Origin of the sequence: Rhizobium sp. Rhizsp42 (assembly GCF_047304155.1) — a bacterium.
Taxonomy (GTDB): Bacteria; Pseudomonadota; Alphaproteobacteria; order Rhizobiales; family Rhizobiaceae; genus Rhizobium.
The window spans coordinates 19,822-38,413 of the sequence record NZ_JBGLYS010000047.1; the positions used below are offsets into that span (position 1 = coordinate 19,822).

The 18,592-nt window shown below is 62.2% G+C and carries 21 protein-coding genes; 10 read left to right on the plus strand and 11 right to left on the minus strand.

What is annotated here, in order from left to right:
* Positions 1-13: 13 nt before the first annotated feature.
* The 3 genes from ftsY to ACCD05_RS28635 all read left to right on the plus strand — a co-directional run bounded on the left by ftsY (position 14) and on the right by ACCD05_RS28635 (position 3,000).
* Entirely contained in the window at positions 14-1,651 is a 1,638-nt protein-coding gene (ftsY, locus tag ACCD05_RS28625) for a signal recognition particle-docking protein FtsY (protein WP_413396903.1), read from the plus strand.
* 120 nt (positions 1,652-1,771) lie between these two features.
* Positions 1,772-2,416, plus strand: a complete 645-nt coding sequence (locus ACCD05_RS28630) for a septation protein A (protein ID WP_112946117.1) — start codon at positions 1,772-1,774, stop codon at positions 2,414-2,416.
* Complete coding sequence (locus ACCD05_RS28635; RefSeq protein ID WP_413396905.1) at positions 2,413-3,000, plus strand: DUF2585 domain-containing protein; 588 nt, start codon at positions 2,413-2,415, stop codon at positions 2,998-3,000. The genes ACCD05_RS28630 and ACCD05_RS28635 overlap by 4 nt, the downstream gene beginning before the upstream one ends.
* Positions 3,001-3,052: 52 nt before the next feature.
* Here ACCD05_RS28635 and ACCD05_RS28640 read toward each other — a convergent pair whose 3' ends face one another.
* On the minus strand, positions 3,053-3,883 hold the full coding sequence (locus ACCD05_RS28640) for an aldo/keto reductase (RefSeq protein WP_413396907.1): 831 nt from the start codon (positions 3,881-3,883) through the stop codon (positions 3,053-3,055).
* Between the two features lie 152 nt (positions 3,884-4,035).
* The gene (locus ACCD05_RS28645; protein ID WP_413396927.1) at positions 4,036-4,584 is read right to left on the minus strand and encodes a L,D-transpeptidase family protein; all 549 of its coding nucleotides are present in this window, start codon (positions 4,582-4,584) and stop codon (positions 4,036-4,038) included.
* Positions 4,585-4,729: 145 nt separating this feature from the next.
* Here ACCD05_RS28645 and ACCD05_RS28650 point away from each other — a divergent pair, with 145 nt between their 5' ends.
* Positions 4,730-5,413, plus strand: coding sequence for a response regulator transcription factor (locus tag ACCD05_RS28650; RefSeq protein WP_018901915.1), 684 nt, complete (start codon positions 4,730-4,732; stop codon positions 5,411-5,413).
* Positions 5,414-5,415: 2 nt separating this feature from the next.
* Positions 5,416-5,871, plus strand: coding sequence for a cyclic nucleotide-binding domain-containing protein (locus ACCD05_RS28655; protein WP_018901914.1), 456 nt, complete (start codon positions 5,416-5,418; stop codon positions 5,869-5,871).
* Positions 5,872-5,889: 18 nt separating this feature from the next.
* Here the strand turns inward: ACCD05_RS28655 and ACCD05_RS28660 are convergent, their stop codons facing one another.
* Positions 5,890-6,693, minus strand: a complete 804-nt coding sequence (locus ACCD05_RS28660) for an exodeoxyribonuclease III (RefSeq protein ID WP_413396909.1) — start codon at positions 6,691-6,693, stop codon at positions 5,890-5,892.
* A gap of 139 nt (positions 6,694-6,832) precedes the next feature.
* On the minus strand, positions 6,833-8,290 hold the full coding sequence (locus tag ACCD05_RS28665; RefSeq protein WP_413396911.1) for an NCS1 family nucleobase:cation symporter-1: 1,458 nt from the start codon (positions 8,288-8,290) through the stop codon (positions 6,833-6,835).
* A gap of 540 nt (positions 8,291-8,830) precedes the next feature.
* Between ACCD05_RS28665 and rplS the strand changes: the two genes are divergently transcribed.
* On the plus strand, positions 8,831-9,367 hold the full coding sequence (rplS, locus tag ACCD05_RS28670; protein ID WP_047508847.1) for a 50S ribosomal protein L19: 537 nt from the start codon (positions 8,831-8,833) through the stop codon (positions 9,365-9,367).
* A 113-nt stretch (positions 9,368-9,480) separates the two neighbouring features.
* On the opposite strand, the gene ACCD05_RS28675 is transcribed toward rplS, so the two are convergent.
* The 3 genes from ACCD05_RS28675 to ACCD05_RS28685 all read right to left on the minus strand — a co-directional run bounded on the left by ACCD05_RS28675 (position 9,481) and on the right by ACCD05_RS28685 (position 11,582).
* Entirely contained in the window at positions 9,481-10,398 is a 918-nt protein-coding gene (locus tag ACCD05_RS28675) for a hypothetical protein (RefSeq protein WP_413396913.1), read from the minus strand.
* 88 nt (positions 10,399-10,486) lie between these two features.
* Positions 10,487-10,852, minus strand: coding sequence for a hypothetical protein (locus ACCD05_RS28680; RefSeq protein WP_413396914.1), 366 nt, complete (start codon positions 10,850-10,852; stop codon positions 10,487-10,489).
* Between the two features lie 286 nt (positions 10,853-11,138).
* Positions 11,139-11,582, minus strand: a complete 444-nt coding sequence (locus ACCD05_RS28685; RefSeq protein WP_413396916.1) for an SRPBCC family protein — start codon at positions 11,580-11,582, stop codon at positions 11,139-11,141.
* A 442-nt stretch (positions 11,583-12,024) separates the two neighbouring features.
* Between ACCD05_RS28685 and ACCD05_RS28690 the strand changes: the two genes are divergently transcribed.
* From ACCD05_RS28690 to ACCD05_RS28705, 4 genes are all read left to right on the plus strand, one after another.
* Entirely contained in the window at positions 12,025-12,822 is a 798-nt protein-coding gene (locus ACCD05_RS28690) for a transporter substrate-binding domain-containing protein (RefSeq protein WP_413396918.1), read from the plus strand.
* A gap of 43 nt (positions 12,823-12,865) precedes the next feature.
* On the plus strand, positions 12,866-13,690 hold the full coding sequence (locus ACCD05_RS28695) for an amino acid ABC transporter permease (protein WP_413396929.1): 825 nt from the start codon (positions 12,866-12,868) through the stop codon (positions 13,688-13,690).
* Between the two features lie 267 nt (positions 13,691-13,957).
* Positions 13,958-15,367 carry a 3-isopropylmalate dehydratase large subunit gene (gene leuC, locus ACCD05_RS28700; protein WP_111562604.1) on the plus strand — a complete coding sequence of 470 codons (1,410 nt, stop codon included), beginning with the start codon at positions 13,958-13,960 and terminating at the stop codon, positions 15,365-15,367.
* 138 nt (positions 15,368-15,505) lie between these two features.
* A complete protein-coding gene (locus ACCD05_RS28705; RefSeq protein ID WP_413396920.1) occupies positions 15,506-16,036 on the plus strand; it encodes a SixA phosphatase family protein in 531 nt (176 codons plus the stop codon).
* 224 nt (positions 16,037-16,260) lie between these two features.
* Here the strand turns inward: ACCD05_RS28705 and ACCD05_RS28710 are convergent, their stop codons facing one another.
* Genes ACCD05_RS28710 through ccmB form a run of 4 tightly spaced genes read right to left on the minus strand, consistent with a single transcriptional unit; the run spans position 16,261 to position 18,572 of the window.
* Entirely contained in the window at positions 16,261-16,911 is a 651-nt protein-coding gene (locus ACCD05_RS28710) for a DsbE family thiol:disulfide interchange protein (protein WP_413396922.1), read from the minus strand.
* Complete coding sequence (gene ccmD / locus ACCD05_RS28715) at positions 16,908-17,099, minus strand: heme exporter protein CcmD (protein ID WP_047508828.1); 192 nt, start codon at positions 17,097-17,099, stop codon at positions 16,908-16,910. Before ccmD ends, ACCD05_RS28710 begins: the two co-directional genes overlap by 4 nt.
* Positions 17,100-17,103: 4 nt before the next feature.
* A complete protein-coding gene (locus tag ACCD05_RS28720; RefSeq protein WP_111562608.1) occupies positions 17,104-17,865 on the minus strand; it encodes a heme ABC transporter permease in 762 nt (253 codons plus the stop codon).
* A gap of 47 nt (positions 17,866-17,912) precedes the next feature.
* On the minus strand, positions 17,913-18,572 hold the full coding sequence (ccmB, locus tag ACCD05_RS28725) for a heme exporter protein CcmB (RefSeq protein ID WP_413396931.1): 660 nt from the start codon (positions 18,570-18,572) through the stop codon (positions 17,913-17,915).
* Between the last annotated feature and the right edge of the window lie 20 nt (positions 18,573-18,592).

The following is an 18,592-nucleotide window of genomic DNA, read 5'->3' on the forward strand; positions in this document are numbered from 1 at the left end:
TGACGGAATTCTCATGGCGTTCAGCTTCATCAAAAAGGTCTTCACCTTCGGCCCCGACAAGACGGCGGAAGAGCAGGCGCCGGATACGGTCGAGACCAAGGCCCCCGAGGTCGCGGTCGAGCCGGTTGCGGAGGCGCCTGTTGTTGACGTGACGGCGCCGGTGCCGTCCGCGCCGGTGGACGCGTTGCCTATTGCCGCCGATCCGGTGTTGCCGGAGGAAGTGGAGACGGCCGGTGGGCCTTCGGCCGATGGCGAGGGTGTTGCCGAGAACGAGGTTTCCGAGGATTTGCCGACGGCGCTGGCGACCGATGATGTCGGGCTGGTGCCGTTGTCCTTGCTGGAGGCTGAGGCTGATGCTGAGGCGGAAGACGTTGACATCGAGGGTGCGGTACCCCCCTCTGTCCTGCCGGACATCTCCCCCACAAGGGGGGAGATAGACTCGTTGGGGTCGCCCGACCAGACCTCTGATGTTGATGAGAGTGGCAAGGCCGAGCCGTCAACCGACGAAACGGTCGAGGATGAAGCGAGCGATCCCGCCCAGCCAATCTCCCCCCCTGTGGGGGAGATGCCCGGCAGGGCAGAGGGGGGTATCGCACCCTCCGAGCCAGCTTCTATCAACGCCCCCGAACCAACTCCGACCGACGCCGACACCCCCATCCTCCCCAAGGGCTTCGCCACCGCCACCGCGGCTCCCGAACCCGTCACCATCGTCCCCCCGGCCAAGCTCAACTGGTTCCAGCGCCTGCGCGCGGGCCTCGCGCGCACCTCGTCGCAGCTGACCGGCCAGATCTCGGCGCTCTTCACCAAGCGCAAGCTCGACGACGACACGCTGCAGGATCTCGAGGACCTCCTGATCCAGGCCGATCTCGGCGTAGAGACGGCGTTGCGGGTCACCGATACGCTGGCGTCGGAACGCTACGGCAAGGACGTGTCGGGCGAGGATGTGAGCCGCATCATGGCGGCCGAGATCACCAAGGTGTTGAAGCCGGTGGCAAAGCCGCTGCAGCTCGACCTCAGCCACAAGCCGCATGTCATCCTGGTCGTCGGTGTCAACGGCACCGGCAAGACCACCACCATCGGCAAGCTCGCCGCCAAGCTTTCCGGCGCCGGGCTGAAGGTGATGGTGGCGGCCGGCGATACGTTCCGCGCAGCGGCGATCGAGCAGCTGAAGATCTGGGCCGACCGCACCAAGTCGGAATTCATCGGCACCAAGCTCGGCGCCGATGCGGCGGGGCTTGCCTATGATGCTTTCGAGCAGGCCAAGCAGAAGAAATGCGATGTGCTGATCATCGACACCGCCGGCCGCCTGCAGAACAAGACGGAGCTGATGGCCGAGCTCGAGAAAATCGTGCGCGTGCTCGGCAAGCTCGATCCCGACGCGCCGCACACCGTGCTGCAGACGCTCGATGCCACAACCGGCCAGAACGCGCTGAGCCAGGTCGAGATCTTCCGCAACGTCGCGGGCGTCAACGGCCTGATCATGACCAAGCTCGACGGCACGGCGCGCGGCGGCATCCTCGTCGCCATCTCCGCCAAGCACAAGCTGCCGGTCTATTTCATCGGCGTCGGCGAGGGCGTGGACGATCTGGAGCCCTTCGAGGCCGAGGATTTCGCCCATGCGATCGCCGGCCTCGGAGACGCGCGGGGCTGATCAAATCGCCGCCATTGCCGCCGATCACGATTGATGCCACAGATATGCCCGCAAGGGCGCGCAAGCGTCCGGGATAGAGACTGACGACAAAGACTGATTAGGGAACGGATTAGGGACCTCATGACGACCGAGAGCGATATCACCCCGTCGGCGACAGACAAGCATCACCCGATGCTCAAGCTGGCGCTGGAGCTCGGGCCGTTGCTGATCTTCTTCTTCGCCAATCTGCGCGGCCCCTGGCTGGTCGAGAAATTCCCGGTGCTGGCCTCGCTCGGTGGCCCGCTCTTCGTCGCGACCGCGCTGTTCATGGCGGCGACGGTGATCTCGCTCGTCATCTCGAAGGTCGTGCTGCGCCATCTGCCGATCATGCCCTTCGTCTCGGGCATCGTCGTCCTGATCTTCGGCTCGCTGTCGATCTACCTGCAGGACGAGACCTTCATCAAGATGAAGCCGACGATCATCAATTCGCTGTTCGGCCTGACGTTGCTGGGCGGCCTGCTCTTCGGCAAATCATTGCTCGGCTACGTCTTCAACGCCGCCTTCCAGCTCGACGCCGAGGGATGGCGCAAGCTCACCGTACGCTGGGGCGTGTTCTTCCTGTTCCTGGCGGTGCTCAACGAAGTCGTCTGGCGCAATTTCTCCGACGACACCTGGGTCGCCTTCAAGGTCTGGGGCACGATGCCGATCACCATCCTGTTCACGCTGGCGCAGATGCCGCTGATCATGAAGCACACGATCGCGCCCGAGGGCGAGGCCGGCCAGTGACAGCGCTGCAGGCGACTGACAGAGCCAGACACCAGACCTACTGGTTCATCGCCTGCCTCGGCGTGCTCATCGCGCAGATCGTCGCCGAGTATCTGATGGGCCGCACGCCGATCTGCACCTGCGGCTACGTCAAGCTGTGGGAGGGCACCGTCAATTCCAGCGGCAACTCGCAGCACATGTCGGACTGGTACACGCCGTCCCACATCATCCATGGCTTCCTGTTCTACGGTCTGGCGCATCTTGTGCTGCGCGGCAAGCCGATCGCGATGAAGCTGCTTCTGGCGCTGGTGATCGAATCCGGCTGGGAGCTGCTGGAGAACTCGCCGATCATCATCGACCGCTACCGGACCGCGACGATCTCGCTCGATTATTACGGCGACAGCATTCTGAACTCGGCGATGGACACGGTGTTCATGGTGCTCGGCTTCTTCTTCGCCTGGCGCGCGCCGGTCTGGCTGACGGTCACGATCGCCATCTTCTTCGAGATCTTCACCGGCTACATGATCCGGGACAACCTGACGCTCAACGTGCTGATGCTGGTCTGGCCGCTGGAGGCGGTGAAGACCTGGCAGGGCGGGGCCTAGAGCAGCCGGCAACTTACAGCTGGCTCCAGGCCCACACTCTTAGATCAAATCCTTAGAACGTAGCCGTCTTCGGGTCCGGCCCCATGCGCGCCGAGCTGCTGTCAAGCTTGGCGATCTCGGCCATGTCGTCGCCATCGAGCTTGAAGTCGAAGACCTGGAAGTTCTCGACGATACGCGACGGCGTCACCGATTTCGGGATGACGACGAGGCCGCTATCCATGTGCCAGCGGATGATCACCTGCGCGGGTGTCTTGCCGTGCTTCTGAGCGATCTTGGCAAGAACGGGATGGACGATCAGCTTGCCCTGGCCGAGCGGGCTCCAGGACTGCGTGGCGATGTTGAGCTTCTTGTGCGCTTCCTGCGCGATTTTCTGCTGGAAGTCCGGATGCAGCTCGATCTGGTTGATGACGGGCACGACGCCGGTCTCGGCAATCAGTCGTTCGATATGTTCAGGGTAGAAATTTGAGACACCGATCGACTTCGCCCGGCCCTCTTCGCGCAGCTTGATGAAGGCTTTCCAGGTATCGACATAGGCGTCGCGGTTCGGCGCCGGCCAGTGGATAAGGTAGAGGTCGACATAATCGGTGCCGAGGCGCTTCAGGCTCTTGTCGAAGGCCTTCAGCGTCGTGTCGTAGCCCTGGTCGGCATTCCAGAGCTTGGTCGTGAGAAAGACGTCCTTGCGGTCGACGCCCGACGAGCGGATGCCCTCGCCGACGCCCTCTTCGTTTTCATAGACCGCGGCCGTATCGACATGGCGATAGCCGGCTTCAATCGCGGCGCGCACCGCGGGTGCCGCCATGTCGTTGGGCGTCTGCCAGACGCCGAGGCCGACCTGGGGAATGGAATGTCCGTCGTGAAACGTAATGATGGATTGCTGTGCCACAATAAATCTCCGCGAAAGCGATGAATGGAACGGGGCGTGGTTGAACGGCGGCTATCCCACCGTTTCCCGAAACGCCTTTCAGCCCGGGCGTCGGTCGGATTGCATATAGGTCAGGCGGCCCGCGATATCACCCCTGCTCTCTTATTCCGGGATTACAAAACCCTGACGACGGTGCCCTTGCGCAAGTAAGGCAGGATCCGCTTCATATCGCGCGGGTGAATGGCGATACAGCCCTCCGTCGGCTGGTAGCCGGGACGGATGAGATGGAAGAAGATCGCCGAGCCGCGATTGCGAGCGCGTGAGCTGATGTTCCAGTCCATGACGAGGCAGACGTCGTAGAGCCCGTCGTCGCGCTTCATCTTTTCGTGACTTTTGCTGAACGGCGCTTTGACCGGTCTGTTGTAGTTGGCGTCATCAGGCTGATCGCACCAGAGCATGTCCTCGCGGATAAGGCGAATCGGTAGCCGCGTTCGCAAACCGGAGGTTTTTTCGCCGCGCGCAAAGCCCGAAATCAGCCGCATTTCGGCGATCGGCGTGGCGCCATCGCCTTCACGCTTGCGTGTGGTGCGCCCCGAGCGACCAACCGCCGCGGGCACCACAACTGTGCCGAATTGCAGCAAAGCCCGGCTTTTCCGCCCCGGTGCCGGTCTAACCGTGATGATCGTTGGTTGTATAGACGGTTTCCGCCTTGTTTTTTCCATGTTTCTCACATGTTTTTGCAATTGCCGGGGCGATGATTGAAATCATATAGCACCATATACGACAACAGCTTGGTATCCTGATCTTTGCCAACACTCTCAAGTTGGCGTAGGAGTAAGGAGACCAGATGGCGAGGGACATAGCCGCATGACAGCACGCACCATTTTGTTGGTGGATGATGACGACGACCTCCGCGAGACCCTCACGGAGCAGCTCTCGCTCTATGACGAGTTCACGGTTCTCCAGGAATCCACGGCTGCCAAGGGCGTCGAACGCGCCCGCGCAACGGCCATCGATCTCCTGATCATGGATGTGGGCCTTCCCGACATGGATGGACGCGAAGCGGTGAAGCTTCTGCGCAAGGGCGGCCTCAAGGCGCCGATCATCATGCTGACGGGCCATGACACCGATTCAGATACCATTCTCGGCCTCGAGGCCGGCGCCAACGATTACGTGACGAAGCCGTTCCGCTTCGCGGTTCTGCTCGCCCGTATCCGCGTGCAGCTGCGCCAGCACGAGCAGAGCGAGGACGCCACCTTCAGCGTTGGGCCTTATGTCTTCAAGCCGAGCCAGAAGTTGCTCACCACGGAGAACGGCCAGAAGATCCGCCTCACCGAAAAGGAAGCGGCGATCATCCGTTATCTCTACCGCGCCGAACAGAAGGTCGTCACCCGCGACGTGCTGCTCGAAGAGGTCTGGGGCTACAATTCCGGCGTCACCACCCACACGCTCGAAACCCACGTCTACCGCCTGCGCCAGAAGATCGAGCGCGATCCGTCGAACGCCGAAATCCTGGTCACGGAAAACGGCGGCTACAAGATCGTTCCGTAATCATGGCGCTGAATGATGATATCCAGCTGCTCGCGCAGCTTCCGCTTTTCAACGGAATGTCGGAGGATCAGCTGCGGCTGATCGCCTTCGGCGCGGATCGGCGCGTGATTTCGAACGGGCAGATGCTTTTTCGCGAAAGCTCTCCCGCCGACAGCGCCTATGTCATCGTCAGCGGCAGCGTCGAACTGAGCCACACCGGACGCGACAACAAGCCTGAGGTTCAGGCTGTGGTCGGGTCCGGCACGCTTTTGTCGGAGCTTGCGCTGGTCACGCTCGTCGAGCGCAAATTCACGGCGATCGCCCGCGAGGACACGGCGATCATCCGCATCACCCGCGCGCTGTTTCACCGGCTGATCGAGGAATATCCGGATGCGGCTTTGCTGATCCAGCAGCGCATCCGCGACAATATCGCGGCGCTGGCGGCCAAGGCCGCCGCCGAGCTTCACCGCTTCGCCTGAGGCTCTTTTCTAAGCTGATCAGAGATCGAAATGCGCCGTCACCGGCACGTGGTCGGACGGCCTATCCCAGCCGCGCGCCTCTTTCAGGATCTCGATGCGCTGCAGATGCGGCCCGAGGTCACGCGACGACCAGATATGGTCGAGACGCCGTCCACGATCGGCTGCTTCCCAATCCTTGGCGCGGTAGCTCCACCACGTATAGAGCTTCTGCGTCTCCGGCACGTTCTGGCGCATCAGGTCGAGCCACTGGCCGCGCTTCATGACATCAAGCAGACCCTCGGTCTCGACGGGCGTATGGCTGACGATCTTCAGGAGCTGCTTGTGCGACCAGACGTCGTGCTCCATCGGCGCGATATTGAGATCGCCCACCAGGATCGCCGAGGTATTGGCCTCGCCATCGGCCTTCAAGAGCTTCATCTCCTCGATGAAATCGAGCTTGTGGCCGAACTTCGGATTGATCGCCCGATCCGGCTCGTCGCCACCGGCGGGCACATAGAAATTATGGATGCGGATACGCTTGCCGCCGCGCTCGAACACCGCCGAGATATGCCGGGCATCGCCGACCTTGCAGTAATCGGTGCTGTGATCCTCGACCAGCGGAAACCGCGATGCGATCGCCACCCCGTGATAGCCCTTCTGGCCATGGATGATCACATGCTCGTAGCCCATCGCCTTCAGCGGCGCCAACGGGAACAGCTCGTTCGGCACCTTGGTTTCCTGCAGGCAGATGATATCGGGGCGATGCTTGAGGAAGAGCTGCTCGACGATCGGCATGCGCAGCCGGACCGAATTGATGTTCCAGGTGGTGATCGAGAAGCCCATTGCGCTGCCTTTTTCAATTCTGTTGGAAGGGCTTTAGAGCAAAGGCCGCGTGGATGGAACGGATGGGGGTGAAGAAAATGGGTGAAGGCAGCCGCATCCTTTGCAAAGAAAAATGCCCGGCCGAAGCCGGGCACTCTATTCATCGCGAGGCAGCACCGACTGCGGAGCCGCGGGTGGTCATGCGCAGGAGATAATAGACCCCGCCGCCGATGCCGACGCCGAAGAACCAGCCATAGGTGCCCCACCATTCCGGCAGGACCGAGGTGAAGGTCGGCAGGATCGATGAGAACAGCGCGCCGATCGCGAATGCGATGAAGGCGTTGACGTGCCAGCCGCTTTGGAAGCGGAATTCGCCGTCTTCGCGATAGAGCGCCGCGACGTCGAGCTCGCCCTTCCGGATCAGGTAGTAGTCCACCATCATCACCCCGAAGATCGGCCCCATGGTCGAGCCGATGAAGTTGACGAAGTGGGCCGCACCCGTTTCCCAGGGGGCGAAGGGGTAGAGCACCAGCGCGATCAATGCCGCGATATAGCCGCCGCGCTTGAAGCTGATGTGGCGTGGGAAGACGTTGGAGAAGTCGAAGGCCGGTGAGACGAAGTTGGCGACGACGTTGATCCCAAGCGTCGCCACCGCGAAGGTGAGCGCCGCCAGAAGCGCCAGGAACCAGCTGTCGAACTTGGCCGAGATGGCTTCGGGATGCAGCAGCACCTCGCCATAGACGGTGAAGGCCGCCGTGGTCGTGACACCCGCCACCAGGCAGAAGGCGAGCAGGTTGATCGGCAGGCCCCAGAGATTGCCCTTTCGCAGCGTCTTCACATCCTTGGCGTAGCGCGAGAAGTCGCAGAAGTTCAGGTAGAGTGCGGCGAAATAGGTGATCCAGGTGGCGGCGACGGCGGCGAGCGCAGGCAGGGTGCCCGGTTCATAGGGAACGCCGGCATCCTTGGTCTTTTCGATCAGCACGTCGCGCGGGATTTCAGCTCCGAAGGAGAAGGTGCCGGCCTTGACGACGAGATAGACGGCCAAGACGAGCATCATGATCCAGACGGCCGGTCCGGCCCAATCCTGGAACTTGCGCACCGTTTCCATGCCGCGCTGGATGATCAAAAGCTGCAGCGCCCAGACGATGACGTAGCAGATCACTTCCAGCGTCGAGTGGCCGAGGAAATGGCTGTTCTGGTGGAAAGCGAGAATGCTCTCGTGGCGGATCAGCAGCGCCACGATGGCGCCAGAGGCGGCCGCCGTCTGCGCGCCGTACCAGAAGCAGGCGACCACCGCACGCACCAGCGCCGGCGCATTGGCGCCGAAGGTGCCGAAAGAGGCGCGCGCCAGAACCGGGAACGGCACGCCCGTCTTGACGCCGGCATTTCCGACGAGGCTCATCAGCACGAAGATGACCAGCGAGCCGAGGCCGATGGCGATGACGAAATTGATGAAGCTGCCGCACAGAAGAAAGAGACTGGCGGCGAGATAATAGCCCCACAGGCTGTGAACGTCCGAGGTCCAGACGTTGAAGATGCTGAAGGCGCCCCACTTCCTCTCCCGAGCGGGCGCCAGATCCTCGTTGTACAACGAGGGCGACGGATTGCCAGATGTCATGTAATCCCCTCCTAGGATTCGCGGGCCACAAAATGGCCACAATCGAACTTGCTCCCGATTTGGGCATTTGACAAATATTTAATCAAATAATGCACAGGGGTGGGATGTTCGGGCTGGCGCTGTGCCGTGAGGCGCCCCCCTCTGCCCTGCCGGGCATCTCCCCCACAGGTGGGGAGATTGGCTAGGCGTACCCGCTCGCTCCACGCTCATTGTTTGGGGATGCCGTTGCCACGAGTCGATCTCCCCACTTGTGGGGGAGATGCCCGGCAGGGCAGAGGGGGGTATCACACCCACCGACAGCATCCGTAACGCAGCGCCCATCGTAGCTCGCCACGCCGCTATTCCTGACGAATCTCACGCACAAGGGGTGACAAAGCCCGCGTGATAGAGTATGCGCACCCCCGGAATGGGAATCTCCCATCAACCAAGCAAAGAAAGACAGACGCATTCGCCCCTGCCTCATAGAGGCATAGGTCCGAGGCTTGACCAAGGATTGATCGCCGGGCGCTCTGGTTGTCGAACCAACAATGAGGTTGACACATGAACATCATTCAGCAGCTTGAGGCCGAACAGGTCGCCAAGATCGAAGCCAAGCGCACGCTCCCGGAATTTTCTCCTGGTGATACCGTCCGCGTCAACGTGAAGGTCACGGAAGGCACGCGTACCCGCGTACAGGCCTACGAAGGCGTCTGCATCGCTCGCTCCGGCGGCGGTCTGCAGGAAAACTTCACCGTCCGCAAGATCTCCTACGGCGAAGGCGTCGAGCGCGTATTCCCGGTCTACTCGCCTGCCATCGAAAGCGTAGAAGTCGTTCGCCGCGGTAAGGTCCGTCGCGCCAAGCTCTACTACCTGCGCGACCGTCGCGGCAAGTCGGCTCGTATCGTTGAAGACACCGGCGTTCGCGCCCGCAAGCTCAACGACGCCGAGCGCGCCGCTCTCGCCCAGGAAAAGGCACGTCTGGAAGCTGAAAAGGTTGCAGCTGCTCAGGCTCTGGCAGCCGAAAAGGCAGCACAGGAAGCCGCCGAAAAGGCAGCAGCTGCTGAAGCAGCAGCCGCAGCCGAGCCGGCAGCGGAATAAGCTTCATCCGCAAGGATTGACGAAAAAGGCGACCTTAGGGTCGCCTTTTTTGTTTTGGTGGTGTGGTGGCGTGATTTAGAGCAAATCGTCGTGCGATTGACGAATGCGAAGCCTCACTTGAACCGCAATCTTTCAAGTAACCGCGCCCACCGCGCTCGCAGGGAAGCCGGCTCAGCCTGGGGCGCCAGAATGAAATCGGGCAAAGGCACGTTCGGCATGTCGTCATAGGCTTTGAGGATGGTCTCGAGCGGTGTCAGGGTTTGGTCGTGGTGCCAATAGACGATCTTCAACCATGTGGCCGCGCGCCTATCTTGGCCCGATCCCAACCATTCTTCCTCAAGATTGGCCTGCAACATTCGCCGGCCAGCCTCATGCAGGTCATTTTCGTCAAGCCGCGCCCGTCCCAACTTCTTCAAGCACAGCGCATAGGCAAAAGCCCTTGGCTTTAACGTTGCCTTGAGCGATGGCACTTTCGGCTTCAAGTGTCGCTCATATTCTTCGACCGCGGTTTCGTACTGTCCGGCCTGAAAGCTGAACGCCATGAAATCATCGAGAGTGCCGTAGGTGAGCAGCATTCCTCTGCTATACGGCAGGCCTCTGGTTTCCTGGCGGACGAAACGCTGGAGCTTGTAATCAAACTTGTCGGGACCCAATACCTTGGTAAAGCCGGTCCGCATGTATTCAATTTGTGCGTCCTGTGCGATTTTCCAAGACGCTTCGTCGTTTCCCTTGCCGTGCATCCACTGGCCAAGGGCCTTGGCCCAGTGCAGGGTTACGCGATGCGCACAGGGAAGACCACCAAACCTTTCCTCTTCCTTTCCCTCGATGGCCTTGTCCAGCCACTCAAGCGCACGTGGAAGAATAGGCGTTGTTTGCTGGTCATAACGCACCAGGAAGGCAGAGACGGCATCGTCAATCTGACGTGCAGCAACATTGCCCATCGGGCTGGCGGGATCGTATTCGGCACGAATTCTGTAGCCGATAAGCTCATCCGTCACTTCACGCGTTCGAATGGGGTCGAATTTGCTCAAAATTGTCTCCGTCAATAAGGATTAAATTACAAAACTTCGCCGTGCATCTGATCATGTCACAAAGGGTGGCGCGGCGAATGCGCTGCGACTAGGGCTCGATCCTTTGAGGCGCGGCGGCGATGGGGCGCACGCCATAGAGGCCGCTTGCCGGCAGCGGCATGCCGATCCAGAGCAGAAGCACAAGGCCGCCCACCGCGCGCAGCCAGATGTTGCCGCGCGGACGTGAAAACGAGATGGACGCCAGGACCTCCCGCGCGGCTTCGGCATCGGCCGAGGGAACGCGAAGCTCGATACCGCCGAGCGCCGTCATGAAGTGGGGAACCATTGTCGTGTGGTGAAGCGTGTGCGCAAGCACCCGGATGCCGGCTGCCTCCAGCGCGCAGAGGGCGGACGCCGTTTCCGTCGGGCCGTAGGCCCAGCCGGCGGTGGCGAAATCCGAAGGGCGGGTTGTCATGCTGGCTCCGTGACGACGATTATTGCGACGCCGGGATAGCAGTTCTGCGTTAATGCAATCAAAAGACGCATTTGGTCGTTGGGTGAGGGTGTGATGGGTGTGGCGAATGCCCTTCCCTAACCCCTTCCCACAAGGGGGAGGGGCTTGCTGGGCGCGGCGCCGGTGGCAAACGCAACCTTTCAATAGTCTCAAGGCCGATGATTTGGCACGGCGTGCCACGGGTTAGCCCTCCCCCTTGTGGGGAGGGGTTGGGGAGGGGTCTTCCGTAATGTCGGACCCTTCCCCCCTACTCCGCAATCTCCGGCTCGATCAGCCGCGCCATGTTGCGCAGCGATTCCTGCCAGCCGAGATAGCAGGCTTCCGGCGGGATGAGGTCGGGGATGCCGGCCTGGGTGATGTTGATTTCGGTGCCGACGGAGACCTTCTTCAGGTCGACCGTCACTTCCATCTCGCCCGGCAGGTTGGGGTCGTCGAAGCGGTCGACATAGCGCACGCGCTCGCCGGGAACGAGTTCGAGATATTCGCCGCCGAAGGAATGGCTGTTGCCTGATGTGAAGTTGCGGAACGACATCTTGAAGGTTCCGCCGACGGTCGGCTCGAAATGATGGACGCTGCAGGTAAAGCCGTTCGGCGGCAGCCACTTGGCCATCGCGTCGGCTTCGATAAAGGCGCGGTAGACCTTCTCGGGCCTGGTGGCGAGAACGCGGTGCAGGCGGATGGTGCTTGGCATGGGGTGTTCCTCCGAGTTGATGCGAGACCCTAAGGACGGGCGGGTGGTGGGTGATCCGACATCCGATTGGGATTTTGTTCAAGGGGGGAGGTGGCCAGTGTTTTGCCGTGTGGCCCCCTCATCGCCTCGCTGCGCTCCGGCACTTCTCCCCGCTGGGGCGAAGGGGCTGGTGGCTGGCGTTGTGCGCCCCTCACCAAACATGTAGCGTTTTATCTTGGCCGGGACAGCGCGGCATCTCCCCTTCTCCCCAGCGGGGAGAAGGTGCCGGCAGGCGGATGAGGGGGCTACGGACGCCGATCGCGCCGTTACGCCTACCATTCTCCAAACACCCTCATTTTTAAACCACCATTCCCGATTTCCCTCATCCTCGCACGCCAATCCTCTTGCCAGCGGCTTTGCAAACATGACAGTTTCCGCGAGCGCTATTTTGGGGAGATATTTCATGCTGTTTCGTCGCACCGTCCTTGCCGGACTGACCGCACTCGCTCTTTCGCCGCTTGCTGCCACCGCCGCCGAGCTTCCGGATCTCAAGGGCAAGACGGTCGTGGTCGTCACCGAGAACGCCTATCCGCCACTGCAGTTCGTCGATCCGAAGACGGGCAAGCAGATCGGCTGGGAATATGATGCGATGAACGAGATCGCCAAGCGGCTGAACTTCAAGGTCGAGTACCAGAACACCAGCTGGGACGCGATGATCCAGGCGGTGTCCGATAACCAATACAATATCGGCATGACAGGGATTACCATCAAGGACGACCGCAAGGCCAAGGTCGATTTCTCCGATCCCTACATGCGCTCGCAGCAGTTCATGCTGGTGCGCGGCGACGAGACGCGCTTTACCGACGCCAAGACCTTCGGCGCCTTCAATGACGGCCTCGTCGGCGCGCAGCCGGGCACCTCGCCCTTCTATGCCGCCGTCTACGAGATCCTTGACGGCAACGAGCAGAACCCGCGCATCAAGCTGTTCGAGACCTTCGGCGCCACGGTGCAGGCGCTCAAGGCCGGCGATGTCGACGTGGTCTTGACCGACAGCGTCGCGGCGCAGGGCTATGTCGATGCGTCGAATGGCGGGCTGAAGGTCATCGGCGGGCCGCTCGGCACCGAGGATTTCGGCTTCATCTTCCCCAAGGGCTCCGATCTGGTCGGCCCGGTCAATGCGGCCATTGCCAGCCTGAAGGCCGACGGCACCTTCGACAAGCTCAACAAGGCATGGTTCCTCGACTACAAGATGGGTCAATGATCCCGTCTTTTTCAATCGCTTGCCGCGCACGGACTGAAGCATGATGGCTCCGCAGCCAAATCCGCGCGGCCAGGAGAAGGGCGACTATCCCTGGTGGTTGGTCGCCCTTGTCGTGATCGGCCTTACGCTCGCCGCCGTCATCATTGCCAACGACGTCTATGCGCAGGTGTTCCGCACCGTGTTCAATGGCGTCGGCATCACCATTTTCGTGACGCTGGTCGGTTTCGCGCTGGCGACGCTGCTCGGGCTCGGCATAGCGCTGCTCGGGCTGTCGGACAGCGTCGCGCTGCGCCAGATCGCCCGCTTCTATGTCGAGGTTATCAGAGGCATCCCGATGCTGGTGCTTCTGTTCTACGTCGCCTTCGTTGGCGCGCCGGCCTTCGTCGCCGCCTATAATTTCGTGACCGCGCCGCTGGTGAATGCCGGGCTGGCGGAGCCGGTGCTGGTGCGCGATTTCTCGCTGATGTGGCGGGCGATCATCGCGTTGATGATCGGCTATTCCTCCTTCATCGCCGAAGTCTTCCGCGCCGGCATCCAGTCGGTCGATCAGGGGCAGATCGAGGCCGCCAAGGCGCTCGGCCTGTCGCGCTACCATCGTTTTCGCCTCGTGGTATTCCCGCAGGCGATCAAGGTGATCTTTCCGCCGCTGTCGAACGATTTCGTGGCGATGGTGAAGGATAGTTCGCTGGTCTCGGTGCTCGGTGTCTCCGACATCACGCAGATGGGCAAGATCTACGCGTCCGGCTCCTTCCGCTTCTTTGAAACCTATTCGATCGTCACCTATATCTACCTGATCCTGACGATCGGCCTGTCGCTTGGGCTGAGACAGATCGAGAAACGGATGCGCGGGCGAGAGCGGCGGCGATAGCGCTGATGAATCGAATTGCCGAGCATCGGAAAAATTGGTAAGTGACTGCTCATGGAATCCAAGTTCAGTTGCATTGGGGCGCATATTTTCGTGCTGCAGGATCACTACCGCCTGCCGGCACGCTTCTTTGCGACCGTTTCCGGTGCGCTCAACAGCCGACTTCGTTGATCCCTTTCTGATCGACCGACGGCCGGTGGCCTATGCGCCACCAAGCTCCATACCCCCACTGCAAGCAAACGCCCTTTGCATAATAACGGATGTATCGCCATGAGCGCACCTCGTACCCTCTACGACAAGATCTGGGACGACCACCTGGTCGATCAACAGGACGACGGCACCTGTCTTCTCTACATCGACCGCCACCTGGTCCACGAAGTCACCTCGCCGCAGGCCTTCGAAGGGCTGCGCATGACGGGCCGCAAGGTTCGCGCGCCTGAAAAGACGCTCGCGGTCGTCGACCACAACGTGCCGACCTCGCCCGATCGCCATCTCGGCATCAAGAACGAGGAAAGCCGCATCCAGGTCGAGCAGTTGGCGATCAACGCGGCCGAGTTCGGCGTCGAATATTATTCGGCGAGCGACAAGCGCCAGGGCATCGTCCACATCATCGGACCTGAGCAGGGCTTCACGCTGCCGGGCATGACGATCGTCTGCGGCGACAGCCACACCTCGACCCACGGCGCCTTCGGTTCGCTGGCGCACGGCATCGGCACGTCCGAAGTGGAGCACGTTCTGGCCACCCAGACGCTGATCCAGAAGAAGGCGAAGAACATGCTGGTGCAGGTCGACGGCGTGCTGCCCGCTGGCGTCACCGCCAAGGACATCGTGCTCGCCATCATCGGCGAAATCGGCACCGCGGGCGGCACCGGCTACGTCATCGAATATGCCGGCGAAGCCATTCGCGCGCTGTCGATGGAAGGCCGCATGACGATCTGCAACATGTCGATCGAAGGCGGCGCCCGCGCCGGCCTCATCGCGCCTGATGACGTCACCTACGAATACATCAAGGGCAAGCCGCGCGCGCCGAAGGGTGAAACGCTCGACCAGGCGATCAAATACTGGAACACGCTGAAGTCGGATGAAGGCGCGCATTACGACCGCGTCGTCACGCTCAACGCCGCCGAACTGCCGCCGATCGTCTCCTGGGGCTCTTCGCCCGAGGATGTCATCTCGGTGCAGGGCATCGTTCCGAACCCGGATGAAATCGCCGACGAGAACAAGCGCACCTCGAAGTGGCGCGCGCTTGATTACATGGGCCTGAAGCCGGGCACGAAGATCACCGACATCGCCGTCGACCGCGTCTTCATCGGCTCGTGCACCAACGGCCGCATCGAGGACCTGCGCGCCGCCGCCAAGGTCGTCGAAGGCAAGACCGTTGCCGGCACCGTCAGCGCCATGATCGTTCCGGGCTCCGGCCTGGTCAAGGAACAGGCGGAAGCCGAAGGCCTCGACAAGATCTTCAAGGCAGCCGGTTTCGACTGGCGCGAGCCTGGCTGTTCCATGTGTCTGGCCATGAACGACGACCGCCTGAAGCCGGGCGAGCGTTGCGCCTCAACCTCCAACCGCAACTTCGAAGGCCGCCAGGGCTTCAAGGGCCGCACCCATCTGGTGTCGCCTGCCATGGCGGCGGCAGCGGCCATCGCCGGCCACTTCGTCGATATCCGCGAGTGGAACTAAGGGTTTTCGGCCTCTTCCGGTGACGGGAGAGGCCGGATTGCGTGAATTGCGAAAGGACAGGCTTGGCCCTAATCGGGCAGGGCCTGTCCTTTTTCGTTTCCAGGGTTACACTACCGCCATCCTCATCCGGAGAGCATCATGACAGCAGCCACCACGCTCCCGCGATACCGCCTGCTTCTGCTTCGCCACGCCAAATCCGCCTGGCCCGAAGGCGTCGACGACCATGATCGTCCGCTCGGCGGTCGTGGTTTGAAGGCTGCGCCGCTGATGGGGCGCTATATGGCCCGCGAGGGGCTGGTTCCCGATCTGGCGCTGGTCTCCACGGCGCGGCGCACGCAGGAGAGTTGGGCGCTTGTCGGCGCGGAACTGCCTGATGGTATCGAGCGGCGGGATGTGGGGGAGATCTACGAGGCGGCGGCGGAGCGGATCGCGGGGGTTATCCGTGGTGTCGATGCTGCTGTTCGGACGCTGCTGGTCGTTGGGCATAATCCGGGGTTGCAGGAGTTGGCGATCGATCTCGTTTCGGATGGGGAGAGGCTCGCTGATGTCAGGGAGAAGTTTCCGACGGGGGCTTTGGCGGTGATTGATTTCGCGGTGGCCTGGGGGGATGTGACCAAGGGGAATGGGGTGTTGGAGAGGTTTGTGGTGCCGCGGTCTTTGGTGGGGTGATTTGGGTTGGGGTGTGGTTGGCGTCGGCGCGTTTTGCCGTAGCTGGCGTTGTGCTGTGTGGCCCCCTCATCCGCCTGCCGGCACCTTCTCCCCGTTGGGGAGAAGAGATTTCGGGGTGGGCCGCTCGCTCCCTCTTCCCTTCGCCCCAACGGGGAGAAGGTGGCCCGAAGGGTCGGATGAGGGGGCTCCGGGCTCAAGCGCCCACTCTCATTCGCCGAGCCGTCCTACGACCCCGCCTTCCCCAAAGCCTTCTCCATCGCCGGATAGAGCCCCTCTTTCAAACTAATATCGTCGAACGGCCCAACCCGCTTGTAGAGGATCGTCCCATCCGGCCCGACGAGGTAGCTTTCGGGGATGCCGTAGACGCCCCAGTCGATGGCGGCCTGGCCCTTGGGGTCGATGCCGATCGCCTTGTAGGGGTTGCCGAGTTCGCCGAGGAAGCCCAGCGCGTTGTCGTTCTTGTCCTTGTAGTTGATCGCGACAATGTTAAGCCGGCTATCTTTCGCCAGTTCCCTCAATATCGGATGCTCTTCGCGGCAGGGAATGCACCAGGAGGCGAAGACGTTGACCAGCGTCAGCTTGCCCTTGACGGCGGCGTCGGTGAGCGCCGGCAGGTTGGCGCCCTCGAGCGGCGGCAAGTCGAGCGAGGGGGCCTTGGTGTTCAGCAGCGCCGAGGGAATCTCGGCGATGTTCTTGCCGTGCACATCCTGATCGTAGAGCATCTTGCCCGCCGTGCCGGCAATGCCGGCGAAGACGAGAAGCGGGATCAACGCGAAGGCATAGCGGCCGAGGCCTCGCTTTTCCTTCGCTGCTTCTGGCTGTGTCCCCTCAGGGGCGGCGGACGGCGTCGGCTCGGTGTTCGGCGCGTCGGTCATGCGTTGGCCTTCGCTTCGGGCGCATCCTTGGCGCGGGCGGAACGGCGGCGGATGCCGGAGGCTTCGAGCGCTTTGAGTTCGCGGCGGCGGGCGCGGCCGTCGAGCCAGGTCCAGAGCGTCACGGCGATGGTGATTGCGCCGGCGAATAGGTAGGAGCCGTAGACGTAGAAGGCGTAGGACTGTGTCATCTCTTTAACCCTCGCGGCTTGCCAGGCGCGCGGCGAGCCGGCGCTGGGCGGCAATCCGGCGGCGCCAGATCTCGTTGCGGATCGCCATCACATGCAGCGTCAGGAACAGCATGGTGAAGGCAATCGCCATGACCAGCAGTGGGCGTAAAAATTCCGGGTCGATCGCCGGGCCGTCCATGCGCAGCACGCTTGCCGACTGATGCAGCGTGTTCCACCAGTCGACGGAGAACTTGATGATCGGGATGTTGACGAAGCCGACGAGGATCAGGACGGCCGAGAGGCGGGCGGCCTTGCTCGGGTCTTCCATGGCGCGGTTGAGCGCAATCAGGCCGAGATACATCAGGAAGAGAATGAAGACGGAAGTCAGCCGCGCATCCCAGACCCACCACGTCCCCCACATCGGCTTGCCCCAGAGCGAGCCGGTAACGAGCGCGATCAGCGTGAAGGCGGCGCCGAGTGGGGCTGCGGCCTTGGCCGAGACATCGGCCAGCGGGTGGCGCCAGACGAGCGTGCCGATCGCCGACAGGCTCATGATGGTGTAGCCCATCATCGACAGCCAGGCCGCTGGCACGTGGATATACATGATGCGGACGGTTTCGCCCTGCTGGTAGTCGCCCTCGGTCGTGAAGCTGAGATACAGCCCCACGATAAAACAGAGGGCGGTGAACCCGGCCATCCAGGGGATGAGGCGGGAAGCGAGCGCCAGGAACCGCGTGGGGTTGGCGAGATCGCTGAATTTGGTGATGGCAAGGCTATTCTCGGTCATGCCGTCTCCTTAGCGCGATCCGCCGCCACGGGCAATCAAGCCGATGATCAATCCGATGTGTTCCTGAGCGCCAGTGCTGCCGCCGCCGGGCCGATGACGGCGAAGAACAGCGTGAGCGCGATCAGGATCAGGAAGGGCGGCATGAAGGGGGCGGGTCCCTCGACCGCTGCGTAGGTGGCGCTGACGCCGAAGATCAGCACCGGGATGGTGAGCGGGAGCACCAGGATCGACACCAGTAACCCGCCGCGCGGAAGCGCGACGGCGACCGCTGCGCCCACCGCGCCGATCAGCGTGATAGCGGGCGTGCCGACCAGAAGCGTCAGCATGGTGGCGCCGATTGCTTTCTCGCTCATGTTCATGAACAGGCCGAGCAGCGGCGAGGCGATCACCAGCGGCAGGCTGGTGGCGAGCCAGTGGGCGAGGCACTTGACGAGAACGGTCAAGACCAGCGGCGTCTCCTGCATCAGCATCAGATCGAGCGCGCCATCGTCACGTTCGGCCTGGAACAGGCGGTCGAGGCCGAGAAGGGCTGCGAGCAACGCGCCGATCCAGACGATGGCCGGGCCGATGCGGGCGAGCAGCGCTAGATCCGGACCGACGCCGAAGGGGATGACGGCGACGACGGTGAGGAAGAACAGCACGCCGACGAGGGCGCCACCGCCGGCGCGGATGGAGAGTTTCAGGTCTCGGAAGAGGAGGGCGGTCATGGGTGGGCCCTCTTTGGGGT

Excerpts from the sequence above, each read along its gene's own strand:
- ftsY (WP_413396903.1), top strand. The coding sequence starts at position 14 with ATGGCGTTCAGCTTCATCAAAAAGGTCTTCACCTTCGGCCCCGACAAG.
- ACCD05_RS28630 (WP_112946117.1), top strand. The coding sequence starts at position 1,772 with ATGACGACCGAGAGCGATATCACCCCGTCGGCGACAGACAAGCATCAC.
- ACCD05_RS28645 (WP_413396927.1), bottom strand. The coding sequence starts at position 4,584 with ATGGAAAAAACAAGGCGGAAACCGTCTATACAACCAACGATCATCACG.
- ACCD05_RS28650 (WP_018901915.1), top strand. The coding sequence starts at position 4,730 with ATGACAGCACGCACCATTTTGTTGGTGGATGATGACGACGACCTCCGC.
- ACCD05_RS28655 (WP_018901914.1), top strand. The coding sequence starts at position 5,416 with ATGGCGCTGAATGATGATATCCAGCTGCTCGCGCAGCTTCCGCTTTTC.
- ACCD05_RS28660 (WP_413396909.1), bottom strand. The coding sequence starts at position 6,693 with ATGGGCTTCTCGATCACCACCTGGAACATCAATTCGGTCCGGCTGCGC.
- ACCD05_RS28665 (WP_413396911.1), bottom strand. The coding sequence starts at position 8,290 with ATGACATCTGGCAATCCGTCGCCCTCGTTGTACAACGAGGATCTGGCG.
- rplS (WP_047508847.1), top strand. The coding sequence starts at position 8,831 with ATGAACATCATTCAGCAGCTTGAGGCCGAACAGGTCGCCAAGATCGAA.
- ACCD05_RS28680 (WP_413396914.1), bottom strand. The coding sequence starts at position 10,852 with ATGACAACCCGCCCTTCGGATTTCGCCACCGCCGGCTGGGCCTACGGC.
- ACCD05_RS28685 (WP_413396916.1), bottom strand. The coding sequence starts at position 11,582 with ATGCCAAGCACCATCCGCCTGCACCGCGTTCTCGCCACCAGGCCCGAG.
- ACCD05_RS28690 (WP_413396918.1), top strand. The coding sequence starts at position 12,025 with ATGCTGTTTCGTCGCACCGTCCTTGCCGGACTGACCGCACTCGCTCTT.
- ACCD05_RS28695 (WP_413396929.1), top strand. The coding sequence starts at position 12,866 with ATGGCTCCGCAGCCAAATCCGCGCGGCCAGGAGAAGGGCGACTATCCC.
- leuC (WP_111562604.1), top strand. The coding sequence starts at position 13,958 with ATGAGCGCACCTCGTACCCTCTACGACAAGATCTGGGACGACCACCTG.
- ACCD05_RS28705 (WP_413396920.1), top strand. The coding sequence starts at position 15,506 with ATGACAGCAGCCACCACGCTCCCGCGATACCGCCTGCTTCTGCTTCGC.
- ACCD05_RS28710 (WP_413396922.1), bottom strand. The coding sequence starts at position 16,911 with ATGACCGACGCGCCGAACACCGAGCCGACGCCGTCCGCCGCCCCTGAG.
- ccmD (WP_047508828.1), bottom strand. The coding sequence starts at position 17,099 with ATGACACAGTCCTACGCCTTCTACGTCTACGGCTCCTACCTATTCGCC.
- ACCD05_RS28720 (WP_111562608.1), bottom strand. The coding sequence starts at position 17,865 with ATGACCGAGAATAGCCTTGCCATCACCAAATTCAGCGATCTCGCCAAC.
- ccmB (WP_413396931.1), bottom strand. The coding sequence starts at position 18,572 with ATGACCGCCCTCCTCTTCCGAGACCTGAAACTCTCCATCCGCGCCGGC.